Annotated in this window: 7 protein-coding genes; all 7 read right to left on the reverse strand. The window is 67.5% G+C overall.

Going from position 1 to position 14,779, the window contains the following annotated elements; all coding sequences use genetic code 11:
- Nucleotides 1–5: 5 nt before the first annotated feature.
- Nucleotides 6–3,845, reverse strand: coding sequence for a cellulose biosynthesis protein BcsC (locus tag KSS93_RS01260; RefSeq protein WP_217886834.1), 3,840 nt, complete (start codon nucleotides 3,843–3,845; stop codon nucleotides 6–8).
- On the reverse strand, nucleotides 3,824–5,011 hold the full coding sequence (gene bcsZ / locus KSS93_RS01265; RefSeq protein ID WP_217886835.1) for a cellulose synthase complex periplasmic endoglucanase BcsZ: 1,188 nt from the start codon (nucleotides 5,009–5,011) through the stop codon (nucleotides 3,824–3,826). The genes KSS93_RS01260 and bcsZ overlap by 22 nt, the downstream gene beginning before the upstream one ends.
- A gap of 2 nt (nucleotides 5,012–5,013) precedes the next feature.
- A complete protein-coding gene (gene bcsB / locus KSS93_RS01270) occupies nucleotides 5,014–7,275 on the reverse strand; it encodes a cellulose biosynthesis cyclic di-GMP-binding regulatory protein BcsB (RefSeq protein WP_217886836.1) in 2,262 nt (753 codons plus the stop codon).
- Nucleotides 7,272–9,440: a UDP-forming cellulose synthase catalytic subunit gene (gene bcsA, locus KSS93_RS01275; RefSeq protein ID WP_217886837.1), complete on the reverse strand. Its 2,169-nt coding sequence runs from the start codon at nucleotides 9,438–9,440 to the stop codon at nucleotides 7,272–7,274. Before bcsA ends, bcsB begins: the two co-directional genes overlap by 4 nt.
- On the reverse strand, nucleotides 9,437–10,564 hold the full coding sequence (gene bcsQ, locus KSS93_RS01280; RefSeq protein WP_217886838.1) for a cellulose biosynthesis protein BcsQ: 1,128 nt from the start codon (nucleotides 10,562–10,564) through the stop codon (nucleotides 9,437–9,439). The genes bcsA and bcsQ overlap by 4 nt, the downstream gene beginning before the upstream one ends.
- 602 nt (nucleotides 10,565–11,166) lie before the next feature.
- Nucleotides 11,167–12,543, reverse strand: coding sequence for an HlyD family type I secretion periplasmic adaptor subunit (locus KSS93_RS01285; protein ID WP_217886839.1), 1,377 nt, complete (start codon nucleotides 12,541–12,543; stop codon nucleotides 11,167–11,169).
- Nucleotides 12,533–14,689 carry a type I secretion system permease/ATPase gene (locus KSS93_RS01290; RefSeq protein WP_217841195.1) on the reverse strand — a complete coding sequence of 719 codons (2,157 nt, stop codon included), beginning with the start codon at nucleotides 14,687–14,689 and terminating at the stop codon, nucleotides 12,533–12,535. Before KSS93_RS01290 ends, KSS93_RS01285 begins: the two co-directional genes overlap by 11 nt.
- Nucleotides 14,690–14,779 lie beyond the last annotated feature (90 nt).

The raw sequence follows: 14,779 nt of genomic DNA on the forward strand, positions 1-14,779 counted from the left end.
ACGGTTCAATGGGAATACGGGGAGCGGTAAGGGCTGACCGGCAAGGCCATGGGCCGGTACTGGTCCTCGAACATGTAGCGTACGTACATGCCACCGTTGAATTCGCGATAGTCCTGGGAGTTGTTCAGGCCCATGTGGCCGCCCAGGAAGAAATTGCGCCCAAGCTGGTACTCGGCAGCGGCGGCCAGGTTGTAGCCGACGCCGGTCTTGCTGTTGCTGGAATACTCCGATTGCAGGTCCGGGTCGGCCTCGGCCAGTGCCTGGCGCGCCTTGTCGCCGGGGTAGTAGTCCACTGCGTCCTGGTTGAAGAACTGCACCCCCACCGAGCCTTTGAGCGACACGGTCAGGCGCTCGAAACGGCGCGCCCAGCTGACCGGTACGCCCAGGGCGAAGAAGCTTTGCGGGCTGAAATAGCCGCCGTGGCCGTAGGTGTAGTAACCCTGGTTCTTGTCGTAGCCCATGGCCATGAGGCTCAGGCCGGCAGTGAGCTGGGTGTCCTCGCTGTTTTGCAGGTACCAGTACACGCCGCTGCCCAGCTCGGCGCGGGTGTTGTTCTCGACGTGGTGGCCATCGAGGCTGTGCAGCGAGCCGTATACGTAGGCACCGACCTGGCGGTCGTCATAGCCCAGTTCCAGACGCCCGCCGGTGGCGGTGACGCCGCCCCACTTCTGCCCGGTGCGCTTGTCTTCGCTGCCGGCGAACGAAGTGACGCTGTCGGTCACCGCGCGCCGCGAGGCCTTGGCGCTCCAGTGCAGGTCGGGGTTGCCGGCCACTGGCCGTTCGATGGAAACACCGCCGACCAAGGTGCTGTAGAGAAAGCCCTGCGGCGTGGTGCCGATGTCGGCCTTGACCCCGCTGGGCTGGTTCTCGAACGCCAGGGCCACGCCCACGCCCGAGGCCTTTTGCGAGCCGACCGTGCCGTCACCACCGCCGCCGAAGCGGGTTGCCGCCTCGCCGCTGGGGCTGCCGGCGTTGAGCGTAACCGGGGTCACCCGCAAGGCTACGCGGCTGTCGCCCAGCGGGGCGCTGGCTTCGAACGGGGCCTGCACGCTGACCATCCGGCCAAGGCCGGACTCGCTGTCGTTGCCGCTGACCTCCAGGCCCTGGGCGACGTAGGCGCTGCGCTCCTGCTGGATGTCGCTGAGCGCCCTGGCCGCTTCGCTCATGCCGGCCCGCGGGTCAGGGCGGCTGCCCTTGGCCGCTGGCGCGAACGGGTTGCCTGCGGCGGGCTGTGCGGTGTCCGGCAGGCGCGTCGCCGGTGCCTGCGCCAAGGTCGGCGCCAGCAGCTCGTCCACCGATTGCGCGCTGCGCGCACGGTCCTGGCGGGCGAACGGGTTGCCCGGCACGCTGGCCGGCGTCGCGGCGGCGTAGGTGCTGTTGTGCTGCTGGCGGCTCTGCTGGTTGACCACCCTGGTCAGCAGCTCGGCAGCCTTGCTGGTGTGGCCCTGGAAGCGGTAGATGCGTGCGGCGACGCCGAGCACGTCGGGGTCGTCCGGGGCGACTTTCAGGGCCTGTTCCAGGGCCTTGTTGGCGTAGTCGTCCTCGCGCAGCTGCGCGGCCACGTCGGCAGCGCCGACCAGCAGGCGGGCGTCGTCGGGGTTACGCTCGACCAGCGGCTGATAAATCTCAAGCGCCTTGGCGGTGTCGCCGTTGGCGGCGTACATGCGCGCCAGCGCAGCGCCGGCCAGCGGGTCTTGCGGGCGTTGCACCAAGGCCGGCGACAGGGTGTCGTAGGCACCGGCCAGGTCGCCCTGCTCACGCTGTTTGTCGGCCTTGCGCACGCGGTAGAGGTACAGCAGGTCGTCGTACTGGCGGCGCTGCTGGGCGTCCAGTGGCTGGCCCTGCAGGTCGCGCAGGATACCGGCCACTTCACTCTCCTGGCCGGCCTGCAGCAGGATGCCGGCATACCGCAGGGTCAGGCCGGGCTCGTTGCGGGTGCTGCCGGCCATCAGGCCGCGCAGCATGGTCAGGGCGCGCTGGTCGTCCTTGGCGTCGGCGTAGGCCGAGGCCAATTGCGCCTGGCGCTTGGGCAGGCCGCCGGTCAACGGCTCGAGGCGCGACAGCAGCACCCTCGCCTCCTGGTAACTGCCGCGCCGGGTGAGGCCGTCGGCCTCCTGCAGGCGCTGGCGGAATTCCACATCGCCGAGCAACTGGCTGACTTGCTCGCTGCGCGCGCTGGCCGGGATACTCGACAGGCGCTCGCGGGCGTTGCCCCACTCACCCTGCTGCATCGCGAACAGCGCCGAGGTGTACAGCGCGTCGGGGTCATCGGGCTGGGCGCGCAACAGGCCATCCATCAGGCTGCGAGCTTCGTTGCCGGCGCCCATGCCCAGGTACAGCCTGGCCAGGCCGTAGCGTGCCCAGGCGTTGTCGGGGTCGTTGCGCAGGGCTTCTTCAAGGGCGGCGCGCTGGGCGGCGGTGTCGCCGCGCTGTTCGGCCAGCTGCGCCTGCTGCAGCGCCACGTCGGCGCGCATACGGCCCAGGCCGCCGAGCTTGGCCTGTTCTTCGGCAGACAGCTGCTGCACCTCGCGCAGGGCCAGGTCTTGCTTGCCCTGCTGCACCAGTGCGCCAATCAGGCCGCGACGCGCCTGCTGGTCGTCGGGTTGGCGCGCCAGCACCTGCCGGTACAGGGCTTCGGCGGCGGCCGGGTTGCCTGCGCTTGCCTGTACATCGGCCAGGGCCAGGGCGGCCTCCGGCGCCTGCGGGCGCATGCGCCGGGCCTGCTCGAGCTGAGCCCGGGCATCGGCTGTGCGGCCCTGGGCCTGGCTTTGCCTGGCCTGGTCGAGCAGCGACCAGTAGCGCACCTCGTCGAGCGCCTTCTGCCACGAGCGCCCGCCGGCCTTGACCGCGCGGGCGAGCAGCAGCTCGGCATCCTCGAAACGGTTCTGTTGCTGGCGCAGCACACCCATACCACCCAGGGCATCGGCGTCGTTCGGTGCGGTCTTCAGGCGTGCGCCGAGTTCGCGCTCGGCGCTGGCCTGGTCGCCGGCATCCAGCGCCTTCAGGCCACGCTGGACCTGCGGGTCGCGCTGCCAGCCGGCACTGCCAGCGCCGCCGCCGGCGCGGCCCTTGCCGAGCAGGTCGCGAATTTCCTGGTCATCCGGGTGGCTGGCCAGAAACGCCTCGAACAGCGGCTGCTGGCGGGCATTCGGGGCGCCCAGCCAGGTCAGCGCCAGGCGCCAGGTCTCGTCGGCGTCGCCACCGATGTCCTCGCGTTTGGCCAGGCGCTGCAGCGCCGCGATGCCCTCCTCGCGGGTGTCTTGGCGGCGCACCAGGTGCTTGGCCAGAAACAGCGTCACGTAGGGGTCGTCCGGTTGCTCCTGGCGCAGGCGCTCGAAGCCCTGGCGCGCCTCGGCCCAGTGGCCGTCGAGGAAGCCCAGGTTGTTGTAGAACTCACGGCCCACGCGGCCCTGCGCCGGCTGGTTGCCCAGCGCCTGGCGGTACAGCTGGTCGGCACCGGCACGGTCGTCGTTGTCGACCGCCAGGCGCGCCTGCTCCAGCAGCTTGGCGTTGGCCGGTTGGGCCAGGCGGATATCCTGCGCCAGCTGGCGGGCCTGCCGCGGCGCCGGGCTGAGTGCCTGCAGGCGCGTCAGGTACTCGCCGGCCCGGGCCAGCTGCTTGTCCGCGACCGCGATCAGGCCAAGCCCGTACAGGGCGTCGGGCTGGCGGGCGTCGAGCAGCAACAGCTTGTTCCACACTTCGGCGGCGCGCTTGGGCTTGTCCTGGGCCTGCCAGAACAGCCCCTGGTCGACCAGAAGACGCGTCGGGTCGGTGGTCTCGGCCAGGGCGGCGCCCTGAATGAGCACGGCCAGCAGGCCCAGGGTCAGGGGGCTTTTGCGGAACATTCGGACTCCCAGGAGGGCTTCAATTGGCCGTTGGCGGCGAAGCGGTAGCGTTGATCGTGCCAGCCAAGGCCGAACAGGCTGAGCATGTAGTCGTAGTAGACCGACGGCAGGGCGGGGTCGCGCGAGCCTTGCACGGCGGCGTCCAGCTCACGGCGGGCGCGGCGCTCCTGCAACTCGGCCAGCCAGGGTTGGCCGTTGGCCATGAAATACGGCACCAGCGCGGCAGAAAAGCCGAACGGCCCGCTGCCCTGGCCTGCGCCAGTGCCCGGGGCGACTTTTTCCGGCGGCACGCCGCTGGGCGCGGTCAGGCGCGTCATGCCCTGCAATGCCGACAGCACGGCGGCGGCCTGCGGGTCGCCCGGGTCGGTCATGCCGGCCCACAGGTAGACGCGGATGGCATCGTAGCTGCCCAGATCGCCCGTGCTGGCATCGCGGGTGAACACCCCGGCCTTGGCCGAGGTGCCGCGGTAGCCCACCCAGTCGGCGGCCAGGCCATTGCCTGCGCCTTCGCGCAGCAAGCGCAGGCTGCTTTGCAGCACGCCCTTCCACGGGCCTTGCGGGTCGGCGGCGGCCAGCCGGCGCAGCAGCGGCAGCGGCACGTAGCTTGGGTTCAGGCGCCACAGGTGGTCGGGCTGCACGTAGCCCACCGGGCCGGGCAGCAAGGTCGGGCCCAGGCCTGGCAGTTCGGCGACTTCCTGCGCCTTGACCTGGCCGAGCAAGGCCTGCGCGTCGGCGCGATAGCCGGGGTTTTTCCACAGGCGGTCGGCCTCGAGCAGGGCGTAGGCGAACCACAGGTCGGCATCGGAGGCCGAGTTGCGGTCCTGCACCTGCCAGCTGCCATCGGTGCCCTGCCCCCACAGCCAGCCGGGCAGCATCTTGCCTGGCTGGTTGCCGGCGAGGTTTTCGCGGCTCCAGCGCCAGATCTGCGCGAAGCGCTCGCGGTCATTGGCCACCAGGGCGAAGAACAGCGCATAGGCCTGCCCTTCGGAGGTGCTGTGGTTGGCCTTGAGGCTGGACTCCAGCACCCGCCCGTCGGCCTGCACCCAGCGCGCAGCAAAGGTGTTCCACATCGCCCAGGGTGCATCGCAGGCAGGCGTGGCCGCCTGCACCGGCAGGCCGCTCAACAGCAGCAAGGCCAACAGGCCGCGTGACAGCAGGCTGGCCATGCTCAACCCTGCAACCGCTTGCGGGCGCGAGCACGCAGGCTGAGGAACAGCAGCACGCTGGCCAGGCCGACGCCGGCTGCGGTCAGCACCAGGGTGCCGCCAAGGTGCTGCGACAGCCACCATTGCACATGGCGGAACCAACCGAGGTCACCGACGTGATACTGCTCGTCGGCCACCAGCGAGCTGACCCGCTCGCCATTGACCACCGCCAGGCTGCCCTGGATGGAGTTGTCTTCATCCTGTACTGCGGCCAGGGCGCTGGTCACCTCGGCGAGCCCCTGGGGGCTGGCGCCGGCGATCACCACCACGCTGCGCCCGCTATCGAGCGGCGATTCGAAGCCGGTCAGGTAGTTGTCGACGGCGCCGTTGCCCAGGGCAATGCTGCTGCGCGACGGGCGCTGGTCGATGTGCTCGACGCCGCTGACCCAGTCACGCACCCGGTAGACCAGGTCGGACAGCTGGAACTGCGCCTGGCCGTCCAGGCTCACCGGCAGTTGCCCGGCCCAGCGCTGCAGCAGGGGCTGGTTGCCGCCGGAGGCGATCACCAGCAGGTCCTTGCCGCGCAGGCGGGCTTCGTCGCTTGCCTGCACTACGCTGACGGCGGTGGCCGGCAGGCCGGTGGAGTCACCGAAACGGCCGAGCACATCGAGCAGCGCCGACACGTCGGCGGCGCCGTAGCCATCGGGCATGACCACCGCCGTTTCGGACAGGTCGGCCATGCGCGTGAACGGGAAGCCGCTGTCGCGGAACACACCCAGGTTGGGCAGCGCGATGAAGTGGCGGTAACCGCTCAGGTCGAGGGTCGAGGTCGGTTCGATGGTGCCGCGCATGTTGTCGATGATGATGTCGCGGCATTCACCCTGCTTGATGTAGTCGTACATGAAGCGCAGTTGCAGCGACGACTGCAGCGGGAAGCTGGCCAGCGGCACGTTCAGCTGGGCCTCGCGCAGCAGGGTTTCGTCCTGCTTGAGGCGGGCCAGCAGGCCCTGCTCGTCCTTCAGGTGCTCCTGCGAGGGCAGCGGCAGCGACTTGAGGAACTTGCCGCTGACACTGACCAGCAGCGACGAGTTGGTCGACACCGGCTGCGGGGTATAGCGGTATTTCAGGTGCAGCGGCACGCCCGGCTCACGCCAGGTGAACAGGTCTGGCGGCAGGCGCATGGGCAGGCTGATGGTGCCAGGGTCGTAGCCGGCCACGCTCAGGCGCTTGGCCTCGATCAGCTCGCCGAGCTGCACCGGGCGGTCGCTGGGCAGCCAGTTGGGGGCGTCGTAGGGCTTGCGCGGGCGCAGCTGGCTGACGCCATCGATGCTCGCCTGCTCGCCCTTCATCACCCGGCTGCCGCTGACCAGGGCCACGGCGGCCTGCTTGAGCTGCTGCTCGTCGCGCCCAGAGATCACCAGCAGCTTGCCGTTGGGGTCGTTGGGGTTGGTCAGCACGCGCAAACCGGGCTTGGCCGGGGCCTCCAGTGCCAGGCCGCCGGGGGCCTGGTCGCCGGTGACCAGCACGATGGCATTGCCTTGCGCGGGCAGCTCGCCTAACAGCACCGGGAAGTGCGCACCGCGGTAACTGGCCTGGGCGCCGAACCACGAAGCCACGGCACTGGCTGCCTCCAGCTTGGCGCTGTCGGGGGTATCGGCGAAGACGAACGGCAGTTCCAGGCGCTGGGCATCGCGGCGGTCGAAGAACGGCGCCGGCAGCAGGGCCAGGTCGTTGGGCAGCACCAGTGGCGCGAGGTCCAGCTGCAGCTCGCTGGCGTTGCTGACCTTGGCCCACAGGCTGGAGTGCTGAGGGTCTTCGCACTGCATGGTGTAGTGGCCGATCAGCTGCAGCGTGAGGCGGTTGAAATCGGTGATCAGGTGCGGCGGGATCTGCACCACCTGCTTTTGCGGGCTGCCGGCGGTTTCCTTGGGCAGCGCGATGCTCGCTGCCACCTGGTCGTTGACCAGCACGTTGAGCTGCGACATCTCGGCGATCAGCGCCGGCGAGTAGCTGTACTCGAGGTTCAGCCGTGCGCCGGTCACCACGCGGTCGGTGCGCACGTCGAAGTTGACGCTGTCACTGCCCTCGATACCGCGCAGGTTGAGGGTGTAGCTCGCGCCCAGCTGCTTGAGCGTGGCGTTCTGGCCGGGCACCACGGCCTGGCTCAGCGGTTCGCTGGCACTTGGTTCTTCGGCACCGGCAGGAGACATCGCCAGAAACAGCAGGGACAGCGGCAGCGCTAATGCGAGCCGGCATTTCGGCTTGCCGGTAAGAAAGAAGCTCATGGATGCCTCGAAGGGTTGGAGCCGGACGAAAGGGAAGACGGGCGAACGCGGGTGACCACCTCGGTGAGCGTCGCCCGGGACAGCTGACGCACACCGCGCCAACCGATGCGCGAGACTTCGCGCAGCGCCGACAGCGGGGTATCGGCGCCCTGCCCCCAGGCGTTGGCCCAGGTGTCGGCGCGCGAAAATGTCAGGCGGGTCAGGTCGTACTGCTGTTGCAGGCTCAGCTCGTGGAAGGTCAGGCCCAGGGTTGCGCCGCGGCTGAACACCACCTGGGCGGGCAGCACGCATTCCTGGCTGTCGAGGAACAGCGACACCTGCACCTGCTCGCCACGGGCAACCGTGACGCCTTCGGGCAAGGTCAGGCCGACACCGCGCTGGGAAAAGTCGTTGGTGGTGCAGACCACGGTCTTGCCGTCCGCCAGGCCGATGGTCGCCGGCAGTTGGGCGAACACCCGCGGTTCGGCACGGATCTGCCGGGTTTCACTGGCCACGGCCACGGCGGCGGCACTGATGATGATGTTGTAAAGCGTCCAGCCCATGTTGATCAGCAGGGTGGTGGCGCTGGCGTCGGCGTCGAAAGCCAGCTTGTACAGGCCGATCGCCGCGCCGGCCAGGTTGAGCAGCAGCACGGCGATATACGGGCGCGCCAGCTTCCAGTCGAAGTAGCCCTGCTCGATCATGCCGCCCTTGGCGGTCACGTTGAAGCCACCGGCCTTGGGGTTGATCATCGCCAGCAGCACCGGGCGCATGATGTACCAGGCCAGCACGGTCTCGTAGACCTCGTTCCAGAACGAATGCCGGAAGCGCCCCTGGATGGTCGAGTTGGTCACGCTGGCGATCATGATGTGCGGCAGCGCATAGGCCAGGATCAGCAGCGCCGGAGCCTGGAACACCTGGGCCTCGAACATCAGGTAGGCCAGCGGTGCGGTCAGGAACACCAGCCGCGGCAGGCCGTAGAAAAAGTGCAGCATGGCGTTGAGGTAGCACAGGCGCTGGCCCAGGGACAGGCCTTTGCCCAGCAACGGGTTGTCGGTACGGAAGATCTGCGCCATGCCCCGTGCCCAGCGGATGCGCTGGCCGATGTGGCCGGACAGGCTCTCGGTGGCCAGGCCCGCCGCCTGGGGCAGCGGCAGGTAGGCGGTGTTGTAGCCGCGGCGGTTGAGCTTGAGCGCGGTGTGGGCGTCCTCGGTGACGGTCTCGACGGCGATGCCTTCGATTTCCTCCAGCGGCCCGCGCTTGATCACCGCGCAGGAGCCGCAGAAGAACGTGGCGTTCCACAGGTCGTTGCCGTCCTGGATCAGCCCGTAGAACAGCTCGCCCTCGTTGGGCACGCTGCGGAAGGTTTCGAGGTTCTTCTCGAACGGGTCGGGCGAGAAGAAGAAGTGCGGGGTTTGCAGCAAGGCAAGCTTCGGGTCCTTGAGAAACCAGCCCATGCACACCTGCAGGAACGAGCGGGTCGGCACGTGGTCGGCGTCGAACATGGCGATGTATTCGCCGCTGGTGTGGCGCAGGGCGTTGTTGAGGTTGCCGGCCTTGGCGTGCAGGTTGTTGTCGCGGGTGATGTAGCCAACCCCTGCGCTTGCGCAGAACTGGCGGAACTCGTCGCGGCGCCCGTCATCGAGCACGTACACGTTGAGCCGGTCGCGGGGCCAGTCGATGGCCAGCGCGGCCAGGGTGGTGCGGCGGATGATTTCCAGCGGCTCGTTATAGGTGGGGATGAACACGTCGACGCTGGGCCACAGCCTGCTGTCGGCCGGCAGCGGGTGCGGCTTGCGCTGCAACGGCCAGGCGGTCTGCACGTAGCCGAGCAGCAACACCAGCAGCGCGTAGAGCTCGGCGGCCACCAGGCCATAGCCGAAGAACATGTCCAACGGGCTCTCGAAACCCAGCGACGAGGTGACCCGCCAGTACAGGTAGCGCAGCGAGGCGATCACCGACATCACGGTCATTGCCAGCACCGCCAGGCGGCTGGCGCGCCGGCGCAGCAGCAAGGTGGCGCCCAGGCAGGCGCCGCAGAACAGCATCTGCTCCTCGAGCTCGAACGGTACGGTGACCACCACCAGCAGCATCGCCAGGGCCATCAGCCCCAGCAGCAGGTCCCAGCTGCGATGCGCCCGCACTCCGTCACCTGCGCTGCGCAGGTAAGCCTTGAGGCGGTTCATTGCGCGGTTGGAGCAGCGATGGCCAGGCGCCCGATCAGCGCCTGGGCGCAATCGAGGATGTCATGGCAGCCACGGCCATGGGGGTCGTAGCCCAACACATTGCGGTTGTAGGCAAGCGCATCGCTGATCGACTGGTCGCGGTGCACCAGGCCGATCATCTGCTTGCCCAACAGGCCGCGCAGGATCTGGGTGATGTTTTTGTTCATCTGGCGCGAATGGTCGACCTGGTTGATGACGTACGCCGCGCCGGCAAAATCGGTGCGCTCCTGGGTGTAGGCGGCAATCAGCTTGTCGACCTGGGGCAGCGAGGTGTACGAGGCCGGGTCGGCCAGGCTCACCACCACGGCCAGGTTGGCCACCGACAGGGCCTGACGCAGGTAGACCGAAGGGCCAGGGGGCGTGTCTACGACCACGATGGTGCCTTCGGCCAGCTGCATGTCGGCCAGGTGACGGGCCAACCACAGCGGGTCATGGTGCAGGCCTTGCTCGAATTCTTGACGGTGATTTTCGTCGATCATGCCGTGAGCGACGACGAAAACGCCGTCATCGCTGAGCTTGCCCAGTTCCTGCCAAGGCTGCCCGGCCTGCACCACGCCGGCATCTTCCATGACCGACCCAGAGGCCTCGGCCGCCTGGAAGTGGTGGTGCAAGGCGTTCTGCGGGTCGAGGTCGATGGCCACCACCTGACGCCCGGCCCGGCGCAGGGCGCTGGCCAGGCTTGCCGCCAGGGTGGTCTTGCCGACGCCACCTTTGGCGGAGATCACGCTGATGACGCGGATATGCTCCAGCGCCGGGCGCAGCTGGGCCACCCGCGGCGTACCGACGGAGGCGGGGGTGGGGTTTTCGGCCATCTTGGCCAGCAGGTTGCGAAGCCCGGCTGCGGACCAGTCGTGGGCTTCGGCCTGCGCTGCGGGGGCCTGCTGTTCGGCGCCACCGAACGGCGCCGGGCTCGGCTCAGGGGCCAGCGCGCTCAGCGGCGCCAGCTCCGGCACCGGGGAGCCGGGCAGCAGCGGCCAGCGCGGCGAGCCGCCACGGCCGTGTTCGTCACGGGTGAATTCCTGGTATAGCTCGGGCTCACCGCCAAACTGCTTGAACAAACTACGAATATCGTTCGAGGCACTCATGTGTACTGCGCACTTAATAGGTTAGTCAAAGTTCAGGCGTTTGAATGACGGCCTTATGTCAAAAAAAAAGCGCTTTTTAGGTATACCAAGTCTATCTGTCAATTTTACAACGCACACAGCAAACGATGTCAACATGACATTGCCAGCAGGTGATCGACGGTGTGGAATGTCCAACTGCCACCGCGCTCAACGTCGAGCAGGCAGCTGCATGACGCGCGACTGCCCAGTCAGCGGTCACATTCTGTATCTGGCTTGGCGGGAAAAAGTTGAGCCGCGTCTATCAAGCCGCGTGCTTGAGGCTCTGCCAGCCCCATGGGCTGCGCTGTCGCGCAGAAAACTGGTCTCGCAGATGCACCGCGACCTGTGGGAAGCGGCCTTGTGTCGCGACGGGCTGCGCAGCAGCCCCGGCAATTTTGCATGACGCCGGGATCTTGGGGCCGCTTCGCGCCCCATCGCGACACGAGGCCGCTTCCCACGGAGACTGTGTTAAATCAATAAGTTGTAGTTTGCTCTAAGAGAGCCGGCTCCTACAGGGGGCGCGCTGGATTTTGGAAGTTGATCATGACATTGCTGCTGCAGATGTTGCTCAGCAGCTCCAGCGCTCAACGCTCACGCAATGCCTCGGCCTTGGCCTTGATGATCGGCTTGAGCAGGTAGCTCATGATGGTCTTCTTGCCGGTCTTGATATCCACCGTGGCGACCATGCCGGGGATGATCAGCAGCGGCTTGTCGTCGGTGCCCAGGTGGCTTTTTTCGGTGCGCAGGCGGATCGGGTAGTAGGTGGTCTTTTTGTCTTCGTCGGTGACGGTGTCGGCGCCGATCTGTTCGAGCTTGGCTTCGAGCCCGCCGTAGATGGTGTAGTCGTAGGCGGTGAACTTGACCATGGCTTCCTGGCCGGGGTGCAGGAAGGCGATATCCTTGGGCAGGATCTTCGCCTCGATGACCAGCGAATCGTCCAGCGGCACCACTTCGACGATGTCGCTGCCGGGCTGGATCACCCCGCCGATGGTGTTGACCAGCAACTGCTTGACGATGCCGCGCACCGGCGAGGTGACCAGGGTTCGGTTGACCCGGTCGTCCAGGGCCTTGCTGGTGGCGGTGGTCTTGTTGAGGTCGGCGCGGGCCTCGTTGAGCTGGGTGAGGGCGTCGCTGCGGAACTTGCCGCGGGTCTCTTCGATCTTGCTCTGCACCTCCTTCACCGCGGCCTCGGCCCGGGGGATGGCCAGGCCGGTGGCGTCCAGCTCGCCGCGCATTTCCACCTCGGCGCGGCGCAGGCGCAGGATCTCCACCTGGGAGATGGCGCCCTTGGCCACCAGCGGCTCGGACATGCCGATTTCCTGGCGCAACAGCCCCAACTGGTTGCTGTACTGGGCACGCTTGGAGTTGAACTCGCGCAGCTCCTGCTGTTTTTGCACCAGTTGCTGCTGCAGGCCGTCGATTTCGTTGGCCAGTTGCTGGCGGCGGCTGTTGTACAGCGACTCTTCGCTGGCGGCTTGGCTCGGCGCCGACTCGCGCAGCGTGCTGTCGATGTTCAGCGGCCGGTCATCGACCTCGGCACTCAGGCGCTCGACGCGCAGGGCCATGGCCACGCGGTCGGCCTCGGTTTCGCCCTTGTTCGAGGCAAAGCGGGTTTCGTCCAGGCGCAGCAGCGGCTGGCCCACCTCCACCACCTCGCCCTCCTTGGCGAAAATTTCGGCGACGATGCCGCCCTCGAGGTTCTGGATTTTCTGCACCTTGGACGAGGGGATGGCCTTGCCCTCGCCGCGGGTGACCTCGTCGATGGGGGCGAAGCTGGCCCAGACAACCAGGAACAGGAAGAACGCGATCACCCCCCAGATGGTCAGGCGCACCACCCGCGGGGCGTCTTCGATCAGCGCCTTGTTGACCTCGGGCAGGGGTTGCCCGTGGAGCGACTCCGAGCCTTTGAAGTAGCGGCGCAGCTGGTCCTTGAAGTGACCGACATCGAGTTTAGGCAACACTGATCTGCCCCTTCTTCAGCGCATCCATGACAGAAGCTTTCGGGCCATCGGCAACCACCTGGCCGCGGTCGATGACGATCAGCCGGTCGACCAGCGACAGCAACGAGGCGCGGTGGGTGACCAGCAGCACGGTCTTGTTTTCGACCACCGCCTGCAGGCGCTGCTTGAGGCGTTCCTCGCCGGTGTTGTCCATGGCCGCGGTGGGTTCGTCGAGCAGCAGGATCTGCGGGTTGAGCAGCAGCGCCCGGCCCAGGGCGACGTTCTGCCGCTGGCCGCCGGACAGGTTCTGCCCGCGCTCGCCGACCTGCAGCTCGTAGCCGTCCGGGTGCAGCCTTGCGAACTCGTGCACCCCGGCAAGCTCGGCGGCCTGCAGAATCAGCTCGTCCTCAATGTAGCGGGCGCCGCTGACCAGGTTGTCGCGCAGGGTGCCGGCCAGCAGCTGGATATCCTGGGGCACGTAGCCGATGTTGTGGCGCAGCTCGCTGACGTCGATCTGGCGGATGTCCACGCCGTCCACCAGCAGCGCGCCGTTGTCGGCCTCGTACAGGCCGACGATGAGCTTGGCCAGGGAGCTCTTGCCCGAGCCGCTGCGGCCGATGATGCCGACCTTCTCGCCGGGGCGGATGGTCAGGCTGATGTTCTTCAGCGCCATGTTCTGCTGGTTGGGGTAGGTGAAGTCGAGCCCGCGGAACTCGATGGCGCCCTGCAGCACCTGGCGGCTGAGCGGGCGCTCTTCGAAGTTGCGCTCCTGGGGCAGGTCCATCATCTGGTTGGTGGCGGTCATGGTCACCTTGGCCTGCTGATAGCGCGCCAGCAGCCCGTTGAGCTGGCCCAGCGGCCCGAGGGCGCGGCCGCTGAGCATGTAGCAGGCCACCAGGCCGCCCATGCTGAGGTTGCCGTCGATGATCAGGTACACCCCGACGCAGATCATCGCCACGCCGGCCAGTTGCTGGATCAGCAGGGTGATGTTCATGGCCAGGCCCGACAGCACCTTGACCCGCAGCTCCAGGCGGCTGAGGGTGCCGAGGGTCTGCTCCCACATGTACTGGCGCTCGCTCTCGGCGTTGTTGACCTTGACCGCATCCAGCCCGGCGAGGGTCTCGATCAGGCTGGACTGGCGCTCGGAGGCCAGCGCCATGGTCCGCTCCATGGTCGCCATCAGTGGTTTTTGCAGGGCGTAGCCGATACCCAGGGCCAGCGGGAAGGCCAGCACCGGGATCCACACCAGGTGCCCGCCGATGATGGCGATGACCACCAGGATGATCAGGGTGAACGGCAGGTCGATCAGGCTGGTGAGGGTGAGCGAGGCGAGAAAGTCGCGCAAGCCCTGGAACTCGTGGATGTTCTGCGCGTAGCTGCCGACCCGCGCCGGGCGGTACTTCATGGCCATGCCGACGATGCGTTCGAACAGCGTGGCGGAGATGATCAGGTCGGTCTTTTTGCCGGCAAGGTCCAGGCACAGGCTGCGCAAGCCTTTGAGAATGAGGTCGAAGATGTAGGCGCCGGTAATGCCCACCGCCAGCACCCACAGGGTGGAGGTGGCCTGGTTGGGCACAACGCGGTCGTAGACGTTCATCACGAACAACGGCGCGGCCAGGGCAATGAGGTTGATCACAAGGCTGGCGGCGATGGCGTCGATGTACAGCCATTTGCTGCGCAGCAGCGTGTCGCGGAACCAAGAGCGCGTACGCGGGATGAGGTTGCCGTGGTTGACGTCGTACTTGTGCTGCGGCTGGGCGAAGAACACCCGGCCGCTGTAGTCACTTACCAGCGCCTCGCGGCTGACCAGCACCTCGCCGCCGTCGCTTTCGCTGAGCAGCAGGCGTGCGGTGTCGGCGTTTTCCCAGCCCAGCAGCACGGCGGCGCGGCCTTCCTTGAGCAGCAGCATGGCCGGCATGGCGATGCTGGGGATCTGCTCCAGCTTGCGCTGCAGCATGCGCCCCTGCAGGCCGGCGCGGGCGGCGGCACGGGGCAGCAGCTCGGGGGTGAGGCGCTGGGAGGGCAAGGGCAACCCGGTGGTCAGCATCACCCGGCTGGCGGGTTTCTGATGCAGGACGCAAAGGGTCAGCAGGCAGTCCAGCAGCGGATCGTCGTGCTGACTACGCGGATCGTGACTGAGCAGGACTCGACTGACTTCGGATTCCACGTGGCACTCTCTTCATTGCGCAAGTTGCGGGCAACATGCCATCAACCGTCACCCGATGTTCTTCATTGCAGACGGTGGGCCAACACGAAG

The organism is Pseudomonas xanthosomatis, assembly GCF_019139835.1.
GTDB lineage: Bacteria > Pseudomonadota > Gammaproteobacteria > Pseudomonadales > Pseudomonadaceae > Aquipseudomonas > Aquipseudomonas fakonensis.

Bases quoted from the DNA above. Each gene is read 5' to 3' on its own strand.
- bcsB (WP_217886836.1), bottom strand. From the start codon at position 7,275: ATGAGCTTCTTTCTTACCGGCAAGCCGAAATGCCGGCTCGCATTAGCG.
- bcsA (WP_217886837.1), bottom strand. From the start codon at position 9,440: ATGAACCGCCTCAAGGCTTACCTGCGCAGCGCAGGTGACGGAGTGCGG.
- KSS93_RS01260 (WP_217886834.1), bottom strand. From the start codon at position 3,845: ATGTTCCGCAAAAGCCCCCTGACCCTGGGCCTGCTGGCCGTGCTCATT.
- bcsQ (WP_217886838.1), bottom strand. From the start codon at position 10,564: ATGAGTGCCTCGAACGATATTCGTAGTTTGTTCAAGCAGTTTGGCGGT.
- bcsZ (WP_217886835.1), bottom strand. From the start codon at position 5,011: ATGGCCAGCCTGCTGTCACGCGGCCTGTTGGCCTTGCTGCTGTTGAGC.